Origin of the sequence: Saccharicrinis sp. GN24d3 (assembly GCF_052400645.1) — a bacterium.
Taxonomy (GTDB): domain Bacteria; phylum Bacteroidota; class Bacteroidia; order Bacteroidales; family Marinilabiliaceae; genus Saccharicrinis.
The window spans coordinates 296,059-312,982 of sequence record NZ_JBQTGI010000002.1 but is presented as its reverse complement, the minus strand read 5'-3'; the positions used below and the strand labels follow the sequence as shown (position 1 = coordinate 312,982).

Below are 16,924 nucleotides of genomic sequence, written 5' to 3'. Positions count from 1 at the left end.
ATTTAGGTGACTATTAATTTAAACCATAAATGATATGAAGAAAATTGTATTTTATCTGATGGCAGGTATTTTAATGGCGGCCTGTACCGAACAAATTGTAGATGAGGAAATAACCCTGGATGACCAAAGTATTAGTCTCAAAAGCGCAAAAAACAATGTAACCTATACGGCAGATGCTTTTTTAATATTATCAGATGATATGTCTGATGCAATGGAGGATGATATTATGAAAGCGAATGGAAAGATCAAACGGAAGCATCCTGAAATTGGGATGTATCTTGTTGAATCAGATGATTTAAGTTTTACAAAGAATGCTAAAAAAATAAAAGGGGTTAAATATGTTTTGCCCGATGTGCAATTGCAATGGTTAGAACCCAACAAATCTGACGAGCTGCAGTTTGTTCCCATGCATTTGGGATCAAACGAAATTTATTACGGTTACCAGTGGAGTATGGATGCCATCGATGCACCAGGTGCCTGGGATAAAGGATATACAGGAGAAGGGGTCCGGGTGTTTATACTTGACAGTGGAATTGATGCCGAACATCCGGATTTGGCACCTAACTTAAACACGGATCTGTCAATATCATTTGTTGCCGGAGAGGATTACAATATTCAGCCGGGTTTTTATTTTAACCACGGAACCCATGTGGCAGGAACTGTTGCTGCAGCGGATGGGCCCGATTTGGGAGGTGTTGATTTTGGTGTAGTTGGTGTAGCTCCTAATGCCGAGATTGTGGCCGTAAAGGTGCTCTCGGAATACACAGGGTCCGGAGGGTTTTCGGGTATCTACTCAGGGATAATTTATGCGGCCAACAACGGGGCTGATGTTATTAATATGAGTTTGGGTTCTCAACTTCCAAGAAATGGTTTTGATGTGGAATTGCCCGACGGAACCATAGTTGAAGTTAAAGCCAATGAAGTGGCCGCCTATATTAATGCGTACCAAAAGGCCATTACGTATGCTTATCAAAAAGGTGTATTGGTGGTAACTTCTGCCGGTAACGATGCTATCGATGCCAACCATACAGGTAATTTGGTGATTCTACCTGCAAGCTTAAATCACTTGTTGGCCATTTCCGCTACCGGTCCTTATGGAATCGCTTTTGATCCGAATACCGATCCTGATATACCAGCCAGTTACACAAATTATGGTCAGTCCTTGATAGATTTGGCTGCTCCCGGCGGCGATTTCGATTATCCCGGAGATTATTGGTGGTACGATATGGTGTTCAGTACCATCAGTAACGGTTGGGGGTTCTCCGCGGGAACCAGCATGGCCGCTCCGCATGTGGCCGGAACAGCTGCTTTAATTATAGAAAAATATGACGGAAATATTACACCAAGCCAAATCATATCAATCCTGAAGCAAACTTCAGATGACCTGGGTAAACCAGGTAAAGATGCATATTATGGGCATGGTAGAATCAATGCTTCCAATGCTGTTGAATAAATATTTTAATGAATAATTTAAAAGTCCATGTTGTTGTTGACATGGGCTTTTTTTATGGTTACAATTAAACCCGGATTATGTATTGGGGGTTCGTCATGAGCATGGCAAGTACAATAAAACAAGGCATTACTGAAACGAGGCATAACTTGTCCCGATTACTTTCGGGAGCATCGTCCTGGTGAGTTGAGTGATGCAACGAAGTGTCTTGTTTTAAAGTAATTTCAATGTGTAATATCATTTGTAATTCTGTGGTTTTTTAACCTAAGTTTTCAGACCTGTCTTCGTGATGACGAAAAGTTAATGAGCTTTATGAAATCGCCAAATAATACCTTGTTGACTATGTTATTTTGCCTAATGCACATTTTTTATGGATACAAGGGATGATTAAAACCACCGGATTGGATGAGGGATTAACTCCAATAAGTCGGGGAGTTTTGCTGCCTCTTTGATAGGTTATGTAATAAACCTATTCGGAAGAAAATAAATAGTATTTTTGTTAGAATACTTTGGCCTGTTATATTAATGCTTTACGTTTAATGATATTCAGGTTAATTAAAAGAATGAGATAATGAGAACGCTTGGCCTAATAGGAGGAACATCATGGCATTCCACCATTGAATATTACAGGTATATTAATCAACGTGTTAATAACTATTTTGGAAATAATACGAATCCCCCTTTGTTGGTGTTCACTTTAAACCAGGCACTGATACACAAATATCAAATAGCATCCAATTGGGAAGGGATTGCAGAACTGTTGATAGAAGCAGCAAGAAAACTGGAAAATGCAGGAGCCGAGAAACTAATGTTTTGTGCCAATACGCCACATAAGGTATATCATATGGTGGAACCCAAAATTCATACTTCCATCATACACATTGCTGATGCAACTGCCAAAGAAATAAAATCGAAAGGAATTAATAGGGTCTGTTTTTTAGGGACCAGGTATTCTATGCTTGAAACATTTATAACCAATAGAATAGCAAAAAATAATATTCAGGTTTATACTCCCCAAAAGAATTTTGTTGTGGATGAATTGCATCGAATAATTCAAAAAGAATTAACTTTTGGTAAAATTCTTCCTGAATCTAAAGATTATGTGACCAAAGTTATTCAGTCATTTATTGATATGGGTGTTGAAGGGGTCGTTTTGGGATGCACTGAATTCCCATTAATGATTAGAAAGGCTGATTTGAAAATTCCTGTTTTTAATACAACTGAAATTCACGCAAAAGCAGGCGTAGATTTTATTCTTAAAGAACAATAATTCTCCCTACCTGTTGTAGATTATGTTAGCCGGAATAAAAATCTTTGTTTTAACAATATTTCGTACTATCATGAAACAAAAAATAATTATTACCGGAGCAAGCGGAGGATTTGGGTTTTTGACAAGCAAGGCGCTTGTGGATAAAGGACATGAAGTAGTGGGTACAATGCGATCTACCTCAGGCAAAAATGAAACAGTTGCCAATGATCTTAAATCAATCGGGGTACAATTGGTTGATATGGACGTTACCGATGAGGTCAGTGTAAACAAGGGAATTGGAAAAGCTTTGGAGAGCAACCCCGAACAGAAACCTCAACTTGTGGCAGATGCCATAGCCAACCTGCTGGAATTGCCCTACGGTGAAAAACCCATGCGAACCGTAGTAGATAAGATTGGCCTGCAACCTTTCATATGGAATAGATAGAATTAGAAAGCCGCTATCAAACATTCTTGACAGCGGCTTTCAATCTTTAACCAAACCTAACCCTAAACTATGAGAAAATTTAAGTTCTTCAATATTTTGTCGAGCATTGCTCTGTTAATATCTTTTGATGATGCTTACAAATATATATGGCATTTTTTTATTTGCAAAGGAAAAGCTAAAAATAATTGTTAAAAATTATTAATTGCCTGATAAAATTGATAAACGCCTAGAATTTGTAGTTAAAGTTGATTGAGAAGTTCTCTTTGAACTGAACTTTTTTATCTGCTTCATTCGTAAAATACCTTAGCTGCGTATTTATTCTGGTCGATAAAAACCTGTTTATTCTCATATCAAATGTCAACTCCCAGTCAACTTGTGTTAGTGCGTCCTCTCCGGCATAACCCACAAATGCTTCCAGCTGCGACTTCAGGTTTAATTCAGTTGATATTTTCCAGTTGAGGTTGTTCACTAAAGATGCTCCGGTATTGTATGCTGCATGTTTGTCTTCATTAACGTTGTACGTTGTTGGGTCAACCTTTTTATTGTCCTTCACGTAAGTGATTTTAGAAGTTATCGGAGACAACAGCAGTGTAAAATTTTTATTGGGCTTATAATCCATACCGATAGCAAAGGTAAAGTAGGCTGGAGACATAAATCCGGAGATAATGGTTTCGCGGTTTTTAGTCTTAAAACCATTGAAAAACTGCGTCTTGAAATCGAATACCCCACTATAGTACCATTTCTTTGAAGCCCTGATTCCATATTTACTGTTGGCAGTTATCTGATCGGTATTGATCTGGGTTTCGTAACTCTCGGTACCAATCACACCTATTTTATGACGCCCATAATTCTCCCACTCTATTTTACCTTTCTCATAGTTGGCCTTGAGCAATAAGTCGCTTTGTAAGGCTATAGAGTTTTCCCCACCCTTGGCCCAGTTTTCCAAATACGCCTGGGAAAATTGGATGCTCTCCGTACCGCTTAGTGTCCAGGGGCCGTTATTCTTAGTTCGCTTATCTAATTTATCCGGCGAATTTATTTTTTCTGTCAGTAACCCAGCTATACCTTCCCTGGCCGAACGTCTGCTAAGTTGTTTTCGGTCGGTAATCAGCCTATGTGGTTCAGGTATGGTTTTCCAAACGTGCTTAACCAGTTTCGGGTGTTCGATAAAAATTTCCTCGTTCTTTTTTTGGGTACTGAAAATCGGCCCTAATGCAATATTGCAATTGTTTCCATCCTCCAAAATACTTAAATAACCTTTATGGGAATATAATAATTGTTCTTTTACCAGAGTGGGCTTATATTTAATATTCATATCTGTATTTGGATAGAATTTTAGGCTCATCACATAATCCTTGTATTCCCTGTAGTCGGGATTAATGGTTAAAATCTGATTCTTGGCAAAACGAGCAGAATCAACAATAAAAAATTTATGGTTTAAATTTAACGAACTCCAATATTCGCTTTGCTTTTTAATGGTATCGCTTAAGTTCCCAACATTTTTGATGTTCTCGATGGCAATGCAGAAGCCTTGTTCAAGTGTTTGAGCTCTATTATGCTGGGAGCCAATTGAAAATAAAACGACAGTTATGGATATGATTAAGTTTGACTGGAGATGACGGGAAAACTTCATTGTGAAAATACAGCGTTATTTATTAGTAAATCGTTGACAAGTTTGGATTAAATGAATATGAAATCCAAAACTTGTTTACGAAAAATCGTGCCAATGAGTGCAAAAATAAACTGTTTTTTTACTTATTTGAAAAAGTAAGGCGGATTAATTTCTACTTTTTGTGCTTTGGGTTTGACTTATCTTCATCCGGCATAAAAATTAACGATATTGAGTTAACGCAATGGCGGGTGTTTTTGGGCGTAAACCCTTCGTTTAAAAAAACGTGGCCCAGGTGCCCTTTGCAATGGTTGCAAATTATCTCTGTTCTTCTACCGTCAGCATCCGGAACTCTTTTTACAGCTCCTTTTATTTCGTCATCAAAACTGGGCCAGCCGCAATTCGAATCAAATTTATCGTCGGAATAATAAAGTGGAGCTTCACATTGTTTACAAATATAGGTTCCCTTTTTTTTGTTATCGGTATACTTTCCTGTGTAGGGCATTTCTGTGCCCTTGTTTAATATGACGCTTTTTTCTTCCGGCGAGAGTTTGTTGTAGACTTTTTTCTGTCCTTCCATATTGAGTAATACTGAGCTGGTTAGTATAATGAATAACAATTTTCTCATGTCGATGGCGTTTTGGCGTGTTTTTTCTACCTGTAAAACAGCAGTTTCTTAGATTTTGTTTAAATAAATGTGATTTGGTTGCGATTTCCATTGCTTTTTCTAAATTTGTTTGCTATTCCAACCTGAACCATTCGTAATTTATATTTAAATGGAGTTCAGGTTCTGTCCCGACATAGATGAAGTGAATAGCGTTGGAAAAGATTTTTACGGAATTTCTGTCGTCCCGCTAACTATTAGGGGATACAGACTTAACTTTTGGAATAATTTGGACTGAAGAAAAAAAATTTATCACCTATAAAATCAGTATAAAAATGGGATTAAAGATTATTGTCCTTGCCAAGCAGGTCCCCGACACCAGAAATGTTGGGAAAGATGCTATGAAGGCAGATGGAACGGTAAACCGTGCCGCATTGCCGGCTATTTTCAACCCTGAAGATTTAAATGCGTTGGAACAAGCCCTGCGGTTGAAAGATCGTTACGAAGGATCGGAGGTTACTATTTTGACGATGGGGCCGGGGCGAGCAGCCGACGTAATCCGCGAAGGATTGTACCGTGGCGCCGATAAAGGCTATTTGCTAACCGACAGGGCATTTGCCGGTTCAGATACATTAGCCACTTCTTACGCAATTTCTTGCGCTATCAAAAAAATGAAGGGCTTCGATATTATTATAGCTGGTCGTCAGGCCATTGACGGAGATACCGCCCAGGTTGGACCTCAAGTGGCAGAAAAACTACACTTGCCGCAAATTACTTATGCCGAGCACGTGAACTCCGCAGAAAATGGAAAAATATCCGTGTTGCGAAGGTTGGAAAGAGGAGTAGAAACAGTAGAAGCTCCCCTGCCTTGTGTTATTACAGTAAATGCTTCGGCTCCCGATTGTCGTCCGCGAAACGCAAAAAGGGTAATGAAGTATAAACATGCCAAAACGGTTACCGAAACACAAGATCAAAGCGAAGACTACATCGATTTAACAAATGATCGTCCATACCTGGTTATTGAGGAGTGGAGCGTGAACGATATCGAAACCGACACCAAATGGTTAGGTCTTACCGGTTCTCCTACCAAAGTAAAGAAAATTGAAAACGTAGTGTTCCAGGCCAAGGAATCAAAACGTATTTCTAATAACGAGGAGGAATTGGAAGAGCTGATTGTGGAACTTATTGAAAATCATACGATCGGATAAGTAAAATCTTTGTTTAACAAAAATCAATTTTGATGGGATGGAGATAAGATTGTCTAATAATCTAATTGTCTCTACCGATTGTCTCAAATTGATCTTGATCAATTAATAATGGGTAACGTATTTGTAATTTGCGAAATAGAAGAAGGTAAGATAGCTGATGTTAGTCTCGAGCTGCTAACTAAAGGCCGTTCACTTGCCAACGACCTGGACTGCAAGCTGGAAGCAGTTGTGTTGGGTCACAATTTAAAAGGAATCGAAAAAAAGGTTTATCCTTTTGGTGTAGATGTGTTGCATGTAGGTGATGATAAACGACTTGAAATTTATACCACACTGCCATTTACATCAATTATAGTAGACCTTTTTAAGCAGGAAAAACCAGAGATTTGCTTGTTGGGTGCATCCACCTTGGGTCGTGATTTAGGTCCTCGTGTTTCATCCGCACTGCAAAGTGGATTGACTGCCGACTGTACAGCTTTGGAGATTGGAGATCATACCGATAAAAAAGCGGGTAAGGATTATAAGAATCTGTTATACCAGATTCGTCCTGCTTTTGGGGGAAATATTGTAGCAACTATCATCAACCCCGACTGCCGTCCACAAATGGCTACGGTGCGTGAGGGTGTGATGAAAATGGAAGTGTACAATGAAGCACACAAGGGCAAAGTAAAAAATATTGACGTTGATAAAATCCTTAAGCCGGAAGAATTGGTGGTGAAGGTAATTGAGCGTCATATGGAGAAATCAAAAGTTAATATTAAGAACTCGTCCATTATAATCGCCGGTGGTTACGGAATGGGTTCTAAAGAAGGGTTTGATCAGTTATTTCAATTGGCAGAAGTGTTGAGTGCTGAAGTAGGTGCATCCAGGGCCGCAGTAGATGCGGGATATGCCGACCATGAGCGTCAGATCGGGCAAACAGGAGTCACCGTACGTCCTAAACTGTATATCGCCTGCGGTATCTCAGGACAGATTCAGCACACAGCGGGTATGGAAGAGTCGTCGATGGTGATTGCCATCAATAACGATTCTAATGCACCAATCAACAAAATTGCCGATTATGTGATTAATGGCGATGTGAACGAAATCGTTCCCAAATTGATTAAATTATATAAAAAGAATACTAAGTAGAAATTAGGATATAGGTGTTTGTGCATGAATGATAGATGTTTTTGTTACATCGTGTAAATCAGTCTTACATCTTGATACTATAAAAATATTAAGTAATGGCTAATTTTTTTACAGATAACCCCGATTTGAAATTCCATCTGACACACCCGTTAATGGAAAAAATTGTGGCATTGAAGGAGCGTAATTTTGCCGACAAAGATAAGTTTGATTACGCACCTATGGATTTTGAAGATGCCATGGACAGCTACGAAAAGGTGTTGGAGATTGTTGGTGAGATTTGTGGTGACATTGTAGCTCCTAACGCTGAAAGTGTAGACCAGGAAGGTCCAAAGATTGTGAATAACGAAGTGATATATGCCAAAGGAACGCAGGAAAACCTGGAAGCTTTGGTTGAGGCAGGTTTAATGGGAATTACGCTTCCCCGTAAATACGAAGGATTGAATTTCCCGATTGTGCCTTATATCATGGCTGCCGATATTGTTTCGCGGGCCGATGCCGGTTTTGTGAACATATGGGGACTGCAGGATTGTGCGGAGACCATCAACGAATTTGCCAGTGAAGAGCAAAAGCAAAAATATTTGCCGCGTATTTCAAATGGCGAAACCGCAGCCATGGACTTAACCGAACCTGATGCAGGTTCCGATTTGCAAGCGGTTCAGTTAAAAGCCACTTTTAACGAAGAAGATGGGAGATGGTACCTGAACGGTGTAAAACGTTTTATCACCAATGGAGACGGACATGTATCCCTGGTGCTGGCACGTTCAGAGGACGCTACGCAAGATGGCCGCGGGTTGTCCATGTTTATTTACGATAGAAACGAAAAAGCGGTCATCGTTCGTCGTATCGAAAACAAGATGGGTATCAAAGGATCGCCAACTTGTGAACTGGTGTTTAAGAATGCGCCGGCAGAGCTGGTGGGTTCCCGAAAAATGGGACTCATCAAGTACGTGATGGCCCTGATGAACGGGGCCCGGTTAGGTATTGGAGCACAGTCTATAGGGATTTCCGAAGCCGCTTACCGCGAAGGATTGGAGTATGCTAATGAGCGTAAACAGTTTGGCAAGTCTATCATCCAATTTCCGGCAGTATACGAAATGCTTTCTACCATGAAAGCCAAATTGGATGCTTCACGTACATTGTTGTATGAGACATCGCGCATGGTGGACATGTACAAAACGTATATGCACATTAGCGAGGAGCGTAAGTTAGAGCCCGAGGAACGTAAAGAAATGAAGCGATACCAGAAGATGGCCGACTACTTTACGCCACTGTTAAAAGGTATGACCAGTGAGTATAGCAACCAATTGGCTTACGATTCACTTCAAATACATGGAGGTTCCGGTTTTATGAAGGATTACCCCATCGAACGTATCTATCGTGATGCCCGTATTACTTCAATCTACGAGGGGACTACTCAGTTACAGGTGGTTGCTGCAATACGTGGAGTAACAACGGGTGGTTATTTAGATAGGATCCGGGAATATGAGGCCATGGAGCTTCGCCCCGAATTGCATGGATACCGTCGTACATTAATTGGCATGACAGAGGAATATGTGCATGCAGTAAAAACGGTGGTTGAGGTGAAAGATAATGAGTATATCGATTTCCATGCGCGCCGTTTGGTTGAAATGGCCGGGCATATTGTAATGGGTTACCTGTTGTTATTGGATACTCAACGTGATGAGAAGTTTAAGTCATCCACCGAGATTTATATAAAAATGGGTAAGTCCGAAAACCAAGCCAGGGCAGAGTTTATTCATAGCTTCGCTTTGGATGATTTAGGTGCTTACAAGCATATGTAGGATATAAAATTCTTGTTATAAAATAAGGCTGGATCGTTTGATCCGGCCTTATTTGATTAAACCCGCAATATGCATTAGAAAATCTATTACACATTGAAATTGTTTCAAAACAAGACACTCCGCTGCTTCACTTCAACTCACCATAACGATGAAAACCTAGTAAGATTGCACTTTCAATGTTCACGACGAAGTTCTAATGCATAATCCGGGTTAAACAGTGACGTTCCCCGAATATTATGCGAGATCTGTTATTAGGAATTCTTCAAATTCCTTAAGGTCAGAAAACGAAAGCCTAGCCGATGGCTATTGTGATCGAAAATCTTACCTTGCTTTGATGAAACAATATGCAAATATTTCTGATCGAATTGGCATTTAGGTGCAACCTATTGGCAATTTTGGGATTATTATTTTTGGGCAGGATATTAAGGGTAAGGAAATAATTCAACTTTCTTAATGTTATAACTCCGATGAACTTGTTGTTTCAGAATCAACTAATTCCATTAACACTTTAATTTGTGCAGGTCGTCCACCGCAAAATGACACGAAGGGGTGTTGTAGAAACAACCCAGGGCATCGGGCTATAGAGCCAGGGGTCATTCAAAATTTCCCCAAAGGGGATAGAGTTATAATTTATACACTAACAATTCTTCCTAATGATAAAATATGCAAGCCATGGAAAAATAGAATGGTGTTCCTATTTATTTTCTTTCTTTGTAACCCCGCTCTCCAATTTGTCGTAATAGTATTGGTAACAAATGTGCATGCCAAACTTTTCGGAAAGGCATAAAATTTGTTAAAAAAATCCTACATAATTAAGCAACTTTTTTAAATAAAACTTTACCAAGCCGCAGAAAACATATACTTTTGCAATACAAATATCATTAGTTTATGACAAAGCAAATTGAGCCTACTTCATATGTGTTGGAGTCAGTTAAAACCGGTAAGCAATTTAAGGATAAGGGCTGGACTCTGGAGTCGGCATGTGAGAAGGAGCCTACTTTAATTAGGGCAATTTATGAGAAAAAGCAAATTGATGTTAAAGATGCATCATATGGCATCTTTCGTTTTGCAGACTGGTTGCCTGTTCATAAAATGCTGGAAGGGTCTTCCGCCCCCATCACCTATAAGAGTGAAGGATTGGCCAAACATCTTGGTCTAAACAATCTTTATATTACATTTAGCGGTTACTGGCCCGAAAGAGGTGCCAACTTCAGGACCTGCTCATTCAAGGAAACCGAAGCTTATGCTGTTGGCGGACGTTTGAGTTCCGATAATGGAGACGTTTTGGTTGTAGCTTCGGCGGGTAATACCGCCCGTGCTTTTGCCCGTGTTTGTTCCGACAATAATATTCCATTACTGCTTTGTGTGCCCGAGGATAATATCAATGCACTATGGTTCGATGAGCCTATAAAGAGTCATGTTAAGCTAGTGGTTACCCGATCAGGAAGTGATTATTTTGACGCGATTCACTTATCTAACCTGGCCTGTGAAATAGATGGATACATTGCCGAGGGAGGTGCAAAGAATGTTGCCCGAAGAGATGGTATGGGTACAACTACGTTATCCGCTGTTACCACAATAGGACGTATTCCTGATTATTATTTTCAGGCTGTAGGTAGTGGAACAGGTGCAATTGCAGCTTGGGAAGCCAATTTGCGATTGTTGGAAGATGGGCGTTTTGGCACCAACTTTATGAAATTGATGGTTTCCCAAAATACCCCTTTCGTACCGATTCACGATGCATGGAAAGCAGATTCGAGAGCGATGCTTCCGTTAGATGATAATGTGGCTCGCAGGCAAGTGGAAGAAATTGACGCCAAAGTGTTGTCGAATCGTAAACCTCCTTATCCTATATGTGGCGGCCTATACGATGCGATGAAGGAAGCCGGTGGTGATGTGTTGTGTGCAACCAATCAGGAGGCACTGGAAGCAGCCCGCATCTTTAAAGATACGGAAGGCAACGATATTCATCCGGCAGCAGCCGTAGCAACGGCAACGTTGATGAATGCAGTTAAGGATGGGGTTGTGAAAAAAGATGATTGTATTATGCTGAACATTACTGGTGGAGGTGAAGAGCGTTTTAAAAACGAAAAAGATATCATTTATCTTGAACCGGATTATGTGTTCGACATTAATCCTTCAGTCCGTGAGGTAGAGGAGGTGCTTGTCACGGTATTTGAGTCTGAGTACTATGCCATGTATATCTAAACTAAATTTTTTATTCTTGATTTTTCAGAAGGAATTCAAATATTGAAGGTATTCGAAGAAGGATACTACCTATCGAATTATTGTATAAAGCATTATTCAGGGAGCAGGGTTTACTTTGCTCCCTTTTTTATGCGTTCTTTTAAACCCGCAATAGCATTAGAAAATCTATTACACATTGAAATTGTTTCAAAACAAGACACTCCGCTGCTTCACTTCAATTCACCATAACGATGCTATGCCTCGTTTCAGTAAAGCCTTGTTTTATTGCACTTTCAATGTTCACAACGAAGTTCTAATGCATAATCCGGGTTAAGCCATTATTCTTTTTTATCTTCTGACAGCATTATTGGGATATATACGATGCATTGTTGAAGATGATGAAGGCAACAAAACAGAAGGATCGAAACGCCTGCCCACATATATAATATTGTAGCCATAGGGCCACCGATTTTTACGATGATGCAAGTATCATCACAAAGCCTGCTGAGGCGATGACTTTTATTGTCAGGATGCCAATTGCGAAGGAAATAAACCGTCAATGAGTTTATATTACCTTACCTTATTGTTTGTAGGCTATCGAAGCTTTAGGCACAGAAATGGGACGCTTGTTGGATAGCATGATACCAAAGTTGGGGAATACCCTTATCAAGTTTTCTTAAAAAGTGATCGGAGGAAAAATGGTAGGTGAACAGGGCGAGTTAAAAAGTGACGGGGTGAATATTTGCCATATGCAAATATTCACCCCGTCACTTTTTATAGTTTCTTACTTATCTTCTCTAACAATGGTCTGCTCTCTGTCCGGACCTACCGAAATGATTTTAATGGGTACTTCAAGTTCGGCCTCCAAATAGTTGATGTAGTTGTTTAACTCTTCCGGGAACTCATCTTCTGATTTCATTCCGGTTAAATCTTCTGCCCAACCCGGAAGTTCTGTATAAACAACCTCAAGGTTTTCGGGCAGCTCGAACGGGAATTCAACCGTTTCTACGCCATTAATTTTGTAGGCAGTAGCTACCTTAATGGTTTTGAACGAGCTTAATACATCGCTTTTGGTCATGATCAGTTGGGTGACCCCGTTAATCATCACTGAATATTTTAAAGCAACCAGATCCAGCCAGCCGCACCTGCGCGGGCGACCGGTAGTAGCGCCAAACTCATGCCCTGCTTTACGCAGTTCTTCGCCAGTTTCGCATGCCAGTTCTGTTGGGAACGGGCCGCTACCCACCCGGGTGCAATAGGCTTTAAATATACCGTAAACCTCGCCAATTTTGTTAGGAGCAACGCCCATACCTGTGCATGCTCCGGCGCAAATAGTATTGGAAGAAGTCACAAAAGGATACGAACCAAAGTCAATATCCAACAAAGTTCCCTGAGCACCTTCGGCCAATACCGACTTACCTTCTTTAAGGAAATTGTTGATCCTGTGTTCGCTGTCAATAATGGTAAATTTCTTCAAACACGCTATCCCTTCCATTAAGCCAGCTTCAAACTCTTCAATATTGTACTCAAAGTCATACATCGAAAGCAACTGCTGATGTTTCTTTTTAAGATCGTTATATTTTTTCTCGAAATTGTTCAGGATATCACCCACCCGTAAACCATTTCTACCCGTCTTGTCCATGTAGGTGGGGCCGATTCCTTTTAGTGTAGAACCGATCTTTGTTTTTCCTTTGGAAGCCTCAGAGGCTGCGTCCAGAATGCGGTGCGTAGGTAAAATCAAATGGGCTTTTTTCGAAATCAGCAGGTTTTTATTTAAGTCCATTCCTTTGGCTTCAAGCTCATCAATTTCTTGCTTAAAGCTGATGGGATCCAATACCACACCGTTGCCAATAATATTCATCTTGTCGGTGTGGAAAATGCCTGAGGGAATGTTGTGCAATACGTGCTTGATATTGTTGAACTCAAGTGTGTGGCCAGCGTTGGGGCCTCCTTGAAAACGGGTTATAACATCATATTTAGGGGTAAGTACGTCCACAACTTTTCCTTTACCCTCGTCTCCCCACTGAAGACCAAGAAGAACATCTACTTTCATTTAATTAAAATTAGTATCAGGATACAACTGTCAAGACACAAGAAATCGAACGCAGAGACGCAAAGACACTGAGTTTTTCATGTGTGTTAATAGGTTGAATCATGAATGTTTTAAGTGTTTAAAATTTTCTATCTCGCACGATTAACCGTTAATCGGATATGTGTTAAGCAAATTGTAATTAACGGTTTTCGTTTGTTAATATCGTATTTTTAAGCAGAGTAGCACACAGCGCAAAATTACGACTAGCAAAAATAGTTATTAAAACTGGTAAAATGTCATGGTTTGGGATATATTTTTACACAACGCGTGAAACCGTGCATTAGCGCAAGGAAAAAAGAAGATAAGGTTAGTGAAAGGCGATGCGATCAAACTTATTTTCCGGCGCAATCTTTGCAAATACCGTAAATATAAAGCGAATGATGGGAAACCTGGAAATTCATGGTCTCCCTGGCATTGTTCAGTACAGATTGTATGCCCGGATCACAAAACTCGGTTACACTGCCACAGTTAACACATATCAAATGGTCATGCTGTTTCGACTCGTAGGCTTTTTCGAATTGCGCAATATTTTTACCAAACTGGTGTTTGATAACAAGCTTACATTCCAGCAATAAATCAATCGTATTATATAAAGTCGCCCTGCTCACTCTATAATTCTTATTCTTCATAAAAATATAAAGCGATTCAATATCAAAATGCCCGTCGCGCGAATAAATCTCTTCTAATATCGCAAAACGTTCAGGCGTTTTTCGGTGTCCGTTATTTTGAAGAAATTCGGTGAATATTTTTTTCACCTCCTCCTTGGCCTTCACCTTATCCATATATAAACTAATTAAGAATAACGGTTTAAAGATAAAGAATTTGGCAAAGAAACGAAACGATTGTTTAGACTAAATTAAAACAAGGAGAAAAAAAGTGCTCGAGGGAGTATTTGTAGCTTGAAACCTGTTATCTGATTTTTCGCTATTTCTGGATTCTTTCTTGTCGTGTTACGGTATGAATGCCCTTGATTTTCATCAATCGGAAAATGAGATTGTTCAAATCCTCCACATTGTGAATGTACAGGTAAATGGAGCCTTCAAAAATGCCGTCGTGACTTTCAACATGTATCGAGCGCATATTTACATTCTGGTCATCGGAGATTACCTTGGTCATTTTACTGACAATGCCAATTTGATCGATACCCGTTAGGTTAATAATGGCTAAAAACGAGAGTAATTTTTGCGTTGTCCATTTGGCTGAAACGAGCCGGTTTCCCTGGCTCGACATCAGTTTAATCGCAATCGGGCATTTTCGGCTGTGGAGGATAACTTTTTCCTCTTCATCAACATATCCAACCACATCGTCACCGGGAATAGGGTTACAACAACTGGCTATAATATAGGAGGCCTTATCGGTGTCATCATTTAGTACAATAGGTTTGCGCTTATCTATTTTTTTGTCCTGTTCCGGTTTCTCTTTTTTGCCGCCAAACGATAATCCCCAATACTTAATCCATTTATTGCTTGTTTTTTCCCTTAAAATTTTATCTACATTCTTAAGAACAATGGAGCCGTTACCCAATTTAAAATAAAGCTCTTCCTTTTTCTCGATCTGATAATGACGGAGAATTTTACTTAAAATTCGGTTATTAGTGGTTAGTTTTCTGCGGTTAAGGGCGTCTTCTACAATTTTTTCGCCCTTGGCAATGGATTCTTTTCGCTCCTTTTTAAACGTGTCCTTGATGGCTGTTTTAGCCTTTGCGGTGGTCGCAGTATTTAACCAATCGTATTTGGGTTCTTGTTTTTCTGAGGTTAAAATTTCAACCTGATCGCCACTTTTTAATTCGTAACTAATGGGTACCAACTTATAGTTTACCTTTGCACCAATACATTTATAGCCCAGGTGGGTATGTATTTCAAAAGCAAAGTCCAGGGCTGTGGCGCCTTTAGGTAAGATTTTTACCTGACCCTTAGGTGTGAATATCATTATTTCGGAGGCGAAGAGGTTGAGCTTAAAGTCATCCAGAAATTCCAACGAATCCGATACCGGATTGGCCAGCATGTCGCGAATGCGCTGTAGCCAAATGTCAAGCTCCGATTCCTTTTCGTGCGCTCCCTTGTATTTGTAATGAGCCGCAAAGCCGCGTTCTGCGATCTCGTCCATCCTTTCGCTTCTTATCTGAATCTCCACCCATTTGCCTGCAGGCCCCATTACCGTGGCATGCAGGGCTTCATACCCGTTGGCTTTTGGCGTGCTAACCCAGTCGCGTAACCTATCTGGTTTTGGTTTGTAGATGTCAGTTATTAAAGAATAAATATTCCAGCACTGGGATTTTTCGGGTATCAATTTGCTACTCTTAAAAACGATACGAATAGCTAAAACATCATAAATCTCATCTACCGGAATATTCTTTTTCTGCATTTTGTTCCAGGTAGAATAAACCGATTTAGGACGGGACATGAGCTCGAATTTAATTCCGGCGTTGTTCAGTGAGGTATAAATAGGAGCTGTAAATTTGTCCAGAATTTCTTTGTTCTTAAGCTCTTTGGTTTCTATTTTATTGGATATGTCCAGATAAATTGAGGGGTGCTCGTATTTAAGGCTTAGATCTTCAAGTTCGGTTTTAAGCGCATATAACCCAAGCCGGTGTGCCAGGGGTGCATACATAAACAATGTTTCGCCTGCAATTTTCAACCTTTTATGCTCGGGCATGGAATCCAGGGTACGCATGTTGTGTAACCTATCGGCCAGTTTGATGATGATAACACGGATATCTTCTACCATGGTAAGTAAAAGTTTCCTGAAGTTTTCGGCCTGGGAAGATTGGTTTTTATCGAATACACCCGAAAGTTTGGTAAGTCCGTCCACTATGGAGGCTACCTTGTTTCCGAATATGGCTTCCAGGTCTTCATAGGTATAGTCGGTATCTTCAATTACATCGTGCAAAAGGGCTGCAGCAACCCCGGTGCTGCCCAGTCCTATTTCTTCGGCAGCAATTCGGGCAACGGCCAACGGGTGCAAAATATAGGGCTCTCCCGATTTTCTGCGCACACCTTTGTGAGCTTCCCGAGCTAACTCAAATGCTTTTTTGACAAGCTTAAATCCTGCTTCTGTTTGACACTTGGGACAAATGCTTACCAAGTATTCAAACTCCTGTCGAATAAGCTCTTTCTCCTCTATTTCGGATACTGATTCGTTCATTAAGGA

12 protein-coding genes are annotated in these 16,924 nt (G+C 40.2%); 7 read left to right on the top strand and 5 right to left on the bottom strand.

The annotated features are described in order from the left end of the window. Positions 1-34 precede the first annotated feature (34 nt). The 3 genes from ACT29I_RS03755 (at position 35) to ACT29I_RS03745 (ending at position 3,144) form a co-directional block, all read left to right on the top strand. Positions 35-1,453: a S8 family peptidase gene (locus ACT29I_RS03755; RefSeq protein ID WP_430931445.1), complete on the top strand. Its 1,419-nt coding sequence runs from the start codon at positions 35-37 to the stop codon at positions 1,451-1,453. 568 nt (positions 1,454-2,021) lie between these two features. After that, entirely contained in the window at positions 2,022-2,720 is a 699-nt protein-coding gene (locus ACT29I_RS03750; protein ID WP_430935753.1) for an aspartate/glutamate racemase family protein, read from the top strand. A 70-nt stretch (positions 2,721-2,790) separates the two neighbouring features. Continuing rightward, entirely contained in the window at positions 2,791-3,144 is a 354-nt protein-coding gene (locus ACT29I_RS03745) for an SDR family NAD(P)-dependent oxidoreductase (RefSeq protein WP_430935751.1), read from the top strand. Positions 3,145-3,370: 226 nt separating this feature from the next. Here the strand turns inward: ACT29I_RS03745 and ACT29I_RS03740 are convergent, their stop codons facing one another. Continuing rightward, a complete protein-coding gene (locus ACT29I_RS03740; RefSeq protein WP_430935749.1) occupies positions 3,371-4,777 on the bottom strand; it encodes a DUF3078 domain-containing protein in 1,407 nt (468 codons plus the stop codon). A gap of 151 nt (positions 4,778-4,928) precedes the next feature. Further along, positions 4,929-5,381: a methionine-R-sulfoxide reductase gene (locus tag ACT29I_RS03735; protein ID WP_430935747.1), complete on the bottom strand. Its 453-nt coding sequence runs from the start codon at positions 5,379-5,381 to the stop codon at positions 4,929-4,931. 311 nt (positions 5,382-5,692) lie between these two features. Here ACT29I_RS03735 and ACT29I_RS03730 point away from each other — a divergent pair, with 311 nt between their 5' ends. The 4 genes from ACT29I_RS03730 (at position 5,693) to ACT29I_RS03715 (ending at position 11,703) form a co-directional block, all read left to right on the top strand. After that, a complete protein-coding gene (locus ACT29I_RS03730) occupies positions 5,693-6,565 on the top strand; it encodes an electron transfer flavoprotein subunit beta/FixA family protein (protein ID WP_430935745.1) in 873 nt (290 codons plus the stop codon). 108 nt (positions 6,566-6,673) lie between these two features. Continuing rightward, positions 6,674-7,693 (top strand): electron transfer flavoprotein subunit alpha/FixB family protein, encoded by a 1,020-nt coding sequence (locus ACT29I_RS03725; RefSeq protein ID WP_430935743.1) that lies wholly within the window; start codon positions 6,674-6,676, stop codon positions 7,691-7,693. 95 nt (positions 7,694-7,788) lie between these two features. Next, on the top strand, positions 7,789-9,495 hold the full coding sequence (locus tag ACT29I_RS03720; protein ID WP_444792710.1) for an acyl-CoA dehydrogenase family protein: 1,707 nt from the start codon (positions 7,789-7,791) through the stop codon (positions 9,493-9,495). An 888-nt stretch (positions 9,496-10,383) separates the two neighbouring features. Further along, complete coding sequence (locus ACT29I_RS03715) at positions 10,384-11,703, top strand: cysteate synthase (protein WP_444792709.1); 1,320 nt, start codon at positions 10,384-10,386, stop codon at positions 11,701-11,703. 763 nt (positions 11,704-12,466) lie between these two features. Here ACT29I_RS03715 and ACT29I_RS03710 read toward each other — a convergent pair. From ACT29I_RS03710 to ACT29I_RS03700, 3 genes are all read right to left on the bottom strand, one after another. Continuing rightward, positions 12,467-13,735, bottom strand: coding sequence for an adenylosuccinate synthase (locus ACT29I_RS03710; protein WP_430935737.1), 1,269 nt, complete (start codon positions 13,733-13,735; stop codon positions 12,467-12,469). Between the two features lie 371 nt (positions 13,736-14,106). Then, positions 14,107-14,556: a Fur family transcriptional regulator gene (locus ACT29I_RS03705; protein WP_430935735.1), complete on the bottom strand. Its 450-nt coding sequence runs from the start codon at positions 14,554-14,556 to the stop codon at positions 14,107-14,109. Positions 14,557-14,698: 142 nt separating this feature from the next. Continuing rightward, positions 14,699-16,918, bottom strand: a complete 2,220-nt coding sequence (locus ACT29I_RS03700; protein ID WP_430935733.1) for a RelA/SpoT family protein — start codon at positions 16,916-16,918, stop codon at positions 14,699-14,701. Between the last annotated feature and the right edge of the window lie 6 nt (positions 16,919-16,924).

Coding starts and splice junctions, on each gene's coding strand:
- ACT29I_RS03730 (WP_430935745.1), top strand. CDS start 5,693: ATGGGATTAAAGATTATTGTCCTTGCCAAGCAGGTCCCCGACACCAGA.
- ACT29I_RS03750 (WP_430935753.1), top strand. CDS start 2,022: ATGAGAACGCTTGGCCTAATAGGAGGAACATCATGGCATTCCACCATT.
- ACT29I_RS03755 (WP_430931445.1), top strand. CDS start 35: ATGAAGAAAATTGTATTTTATCTGATGGCAGGTATTTTAATGGCGGCC.
- ACT29I_RS03720 (WP_444792710.1), top strand. CDS start 7,789: ATGGCTAATTTTTTTACAGATAACCCCGATTTGAAATTCCATCTGACA.
- ACT29I_RS03700 (WP_430935733.1), bottom strand. CDS start 16,918: ATGAACGAATCAGTATCCGAAATAGAGGAGAAAGAGCTTATTCGACAG.
- ACT29I_RS03725 (WP_430935743.1), top strand. CDS start 6,674: ATGGGTAACGTATTTGTAATTTGCGAAATAGAAGAAGGTAAGATAGCT.
- ACT29I_RS03740 (WP_430935749.1), bottom strand. CDS start 4,777: ATGAAGTTTTCCCGTCATCTCCAGTCAAACTTAATCATATCCATAACT.
- ACT29I_RS03705 (WP_430935735.1), bottom strand. CDS start 14,556: ATGGATAAGGTGAAGGCCAAGGAGGAGGTGAAAAAAATATTCACCGAA.
- ACT29I_RS03710 (WP_430935737.1), bottom strand. CDS start 13,735: ATGAAAGTAGATGTTCTTCTTGGTCTTCAGTGGGGAGACGAGGGTAAA.
- ACT29I_RS03715 (WP_444792709.1), top strand. CDS start 10,384: ATGACAAAGCAAATTGAGCCTACTTCATATGTGTTGGAGTCAGTTAAA.
- ACT29I_RS03745 (WP_430935751.1), top strand. CDS start 2,791: ATGAAACAAAAAATAATTATTACCGGAGCAAGCGGAGGATTTGGGTTT.
- ACT29I_RS03735 (WP_430935747.1), bottom strand. CDS start 5,381: ATGAGAAAATTGTTATTCATTATACTAACCAGCTCAGTATTACTCAAT.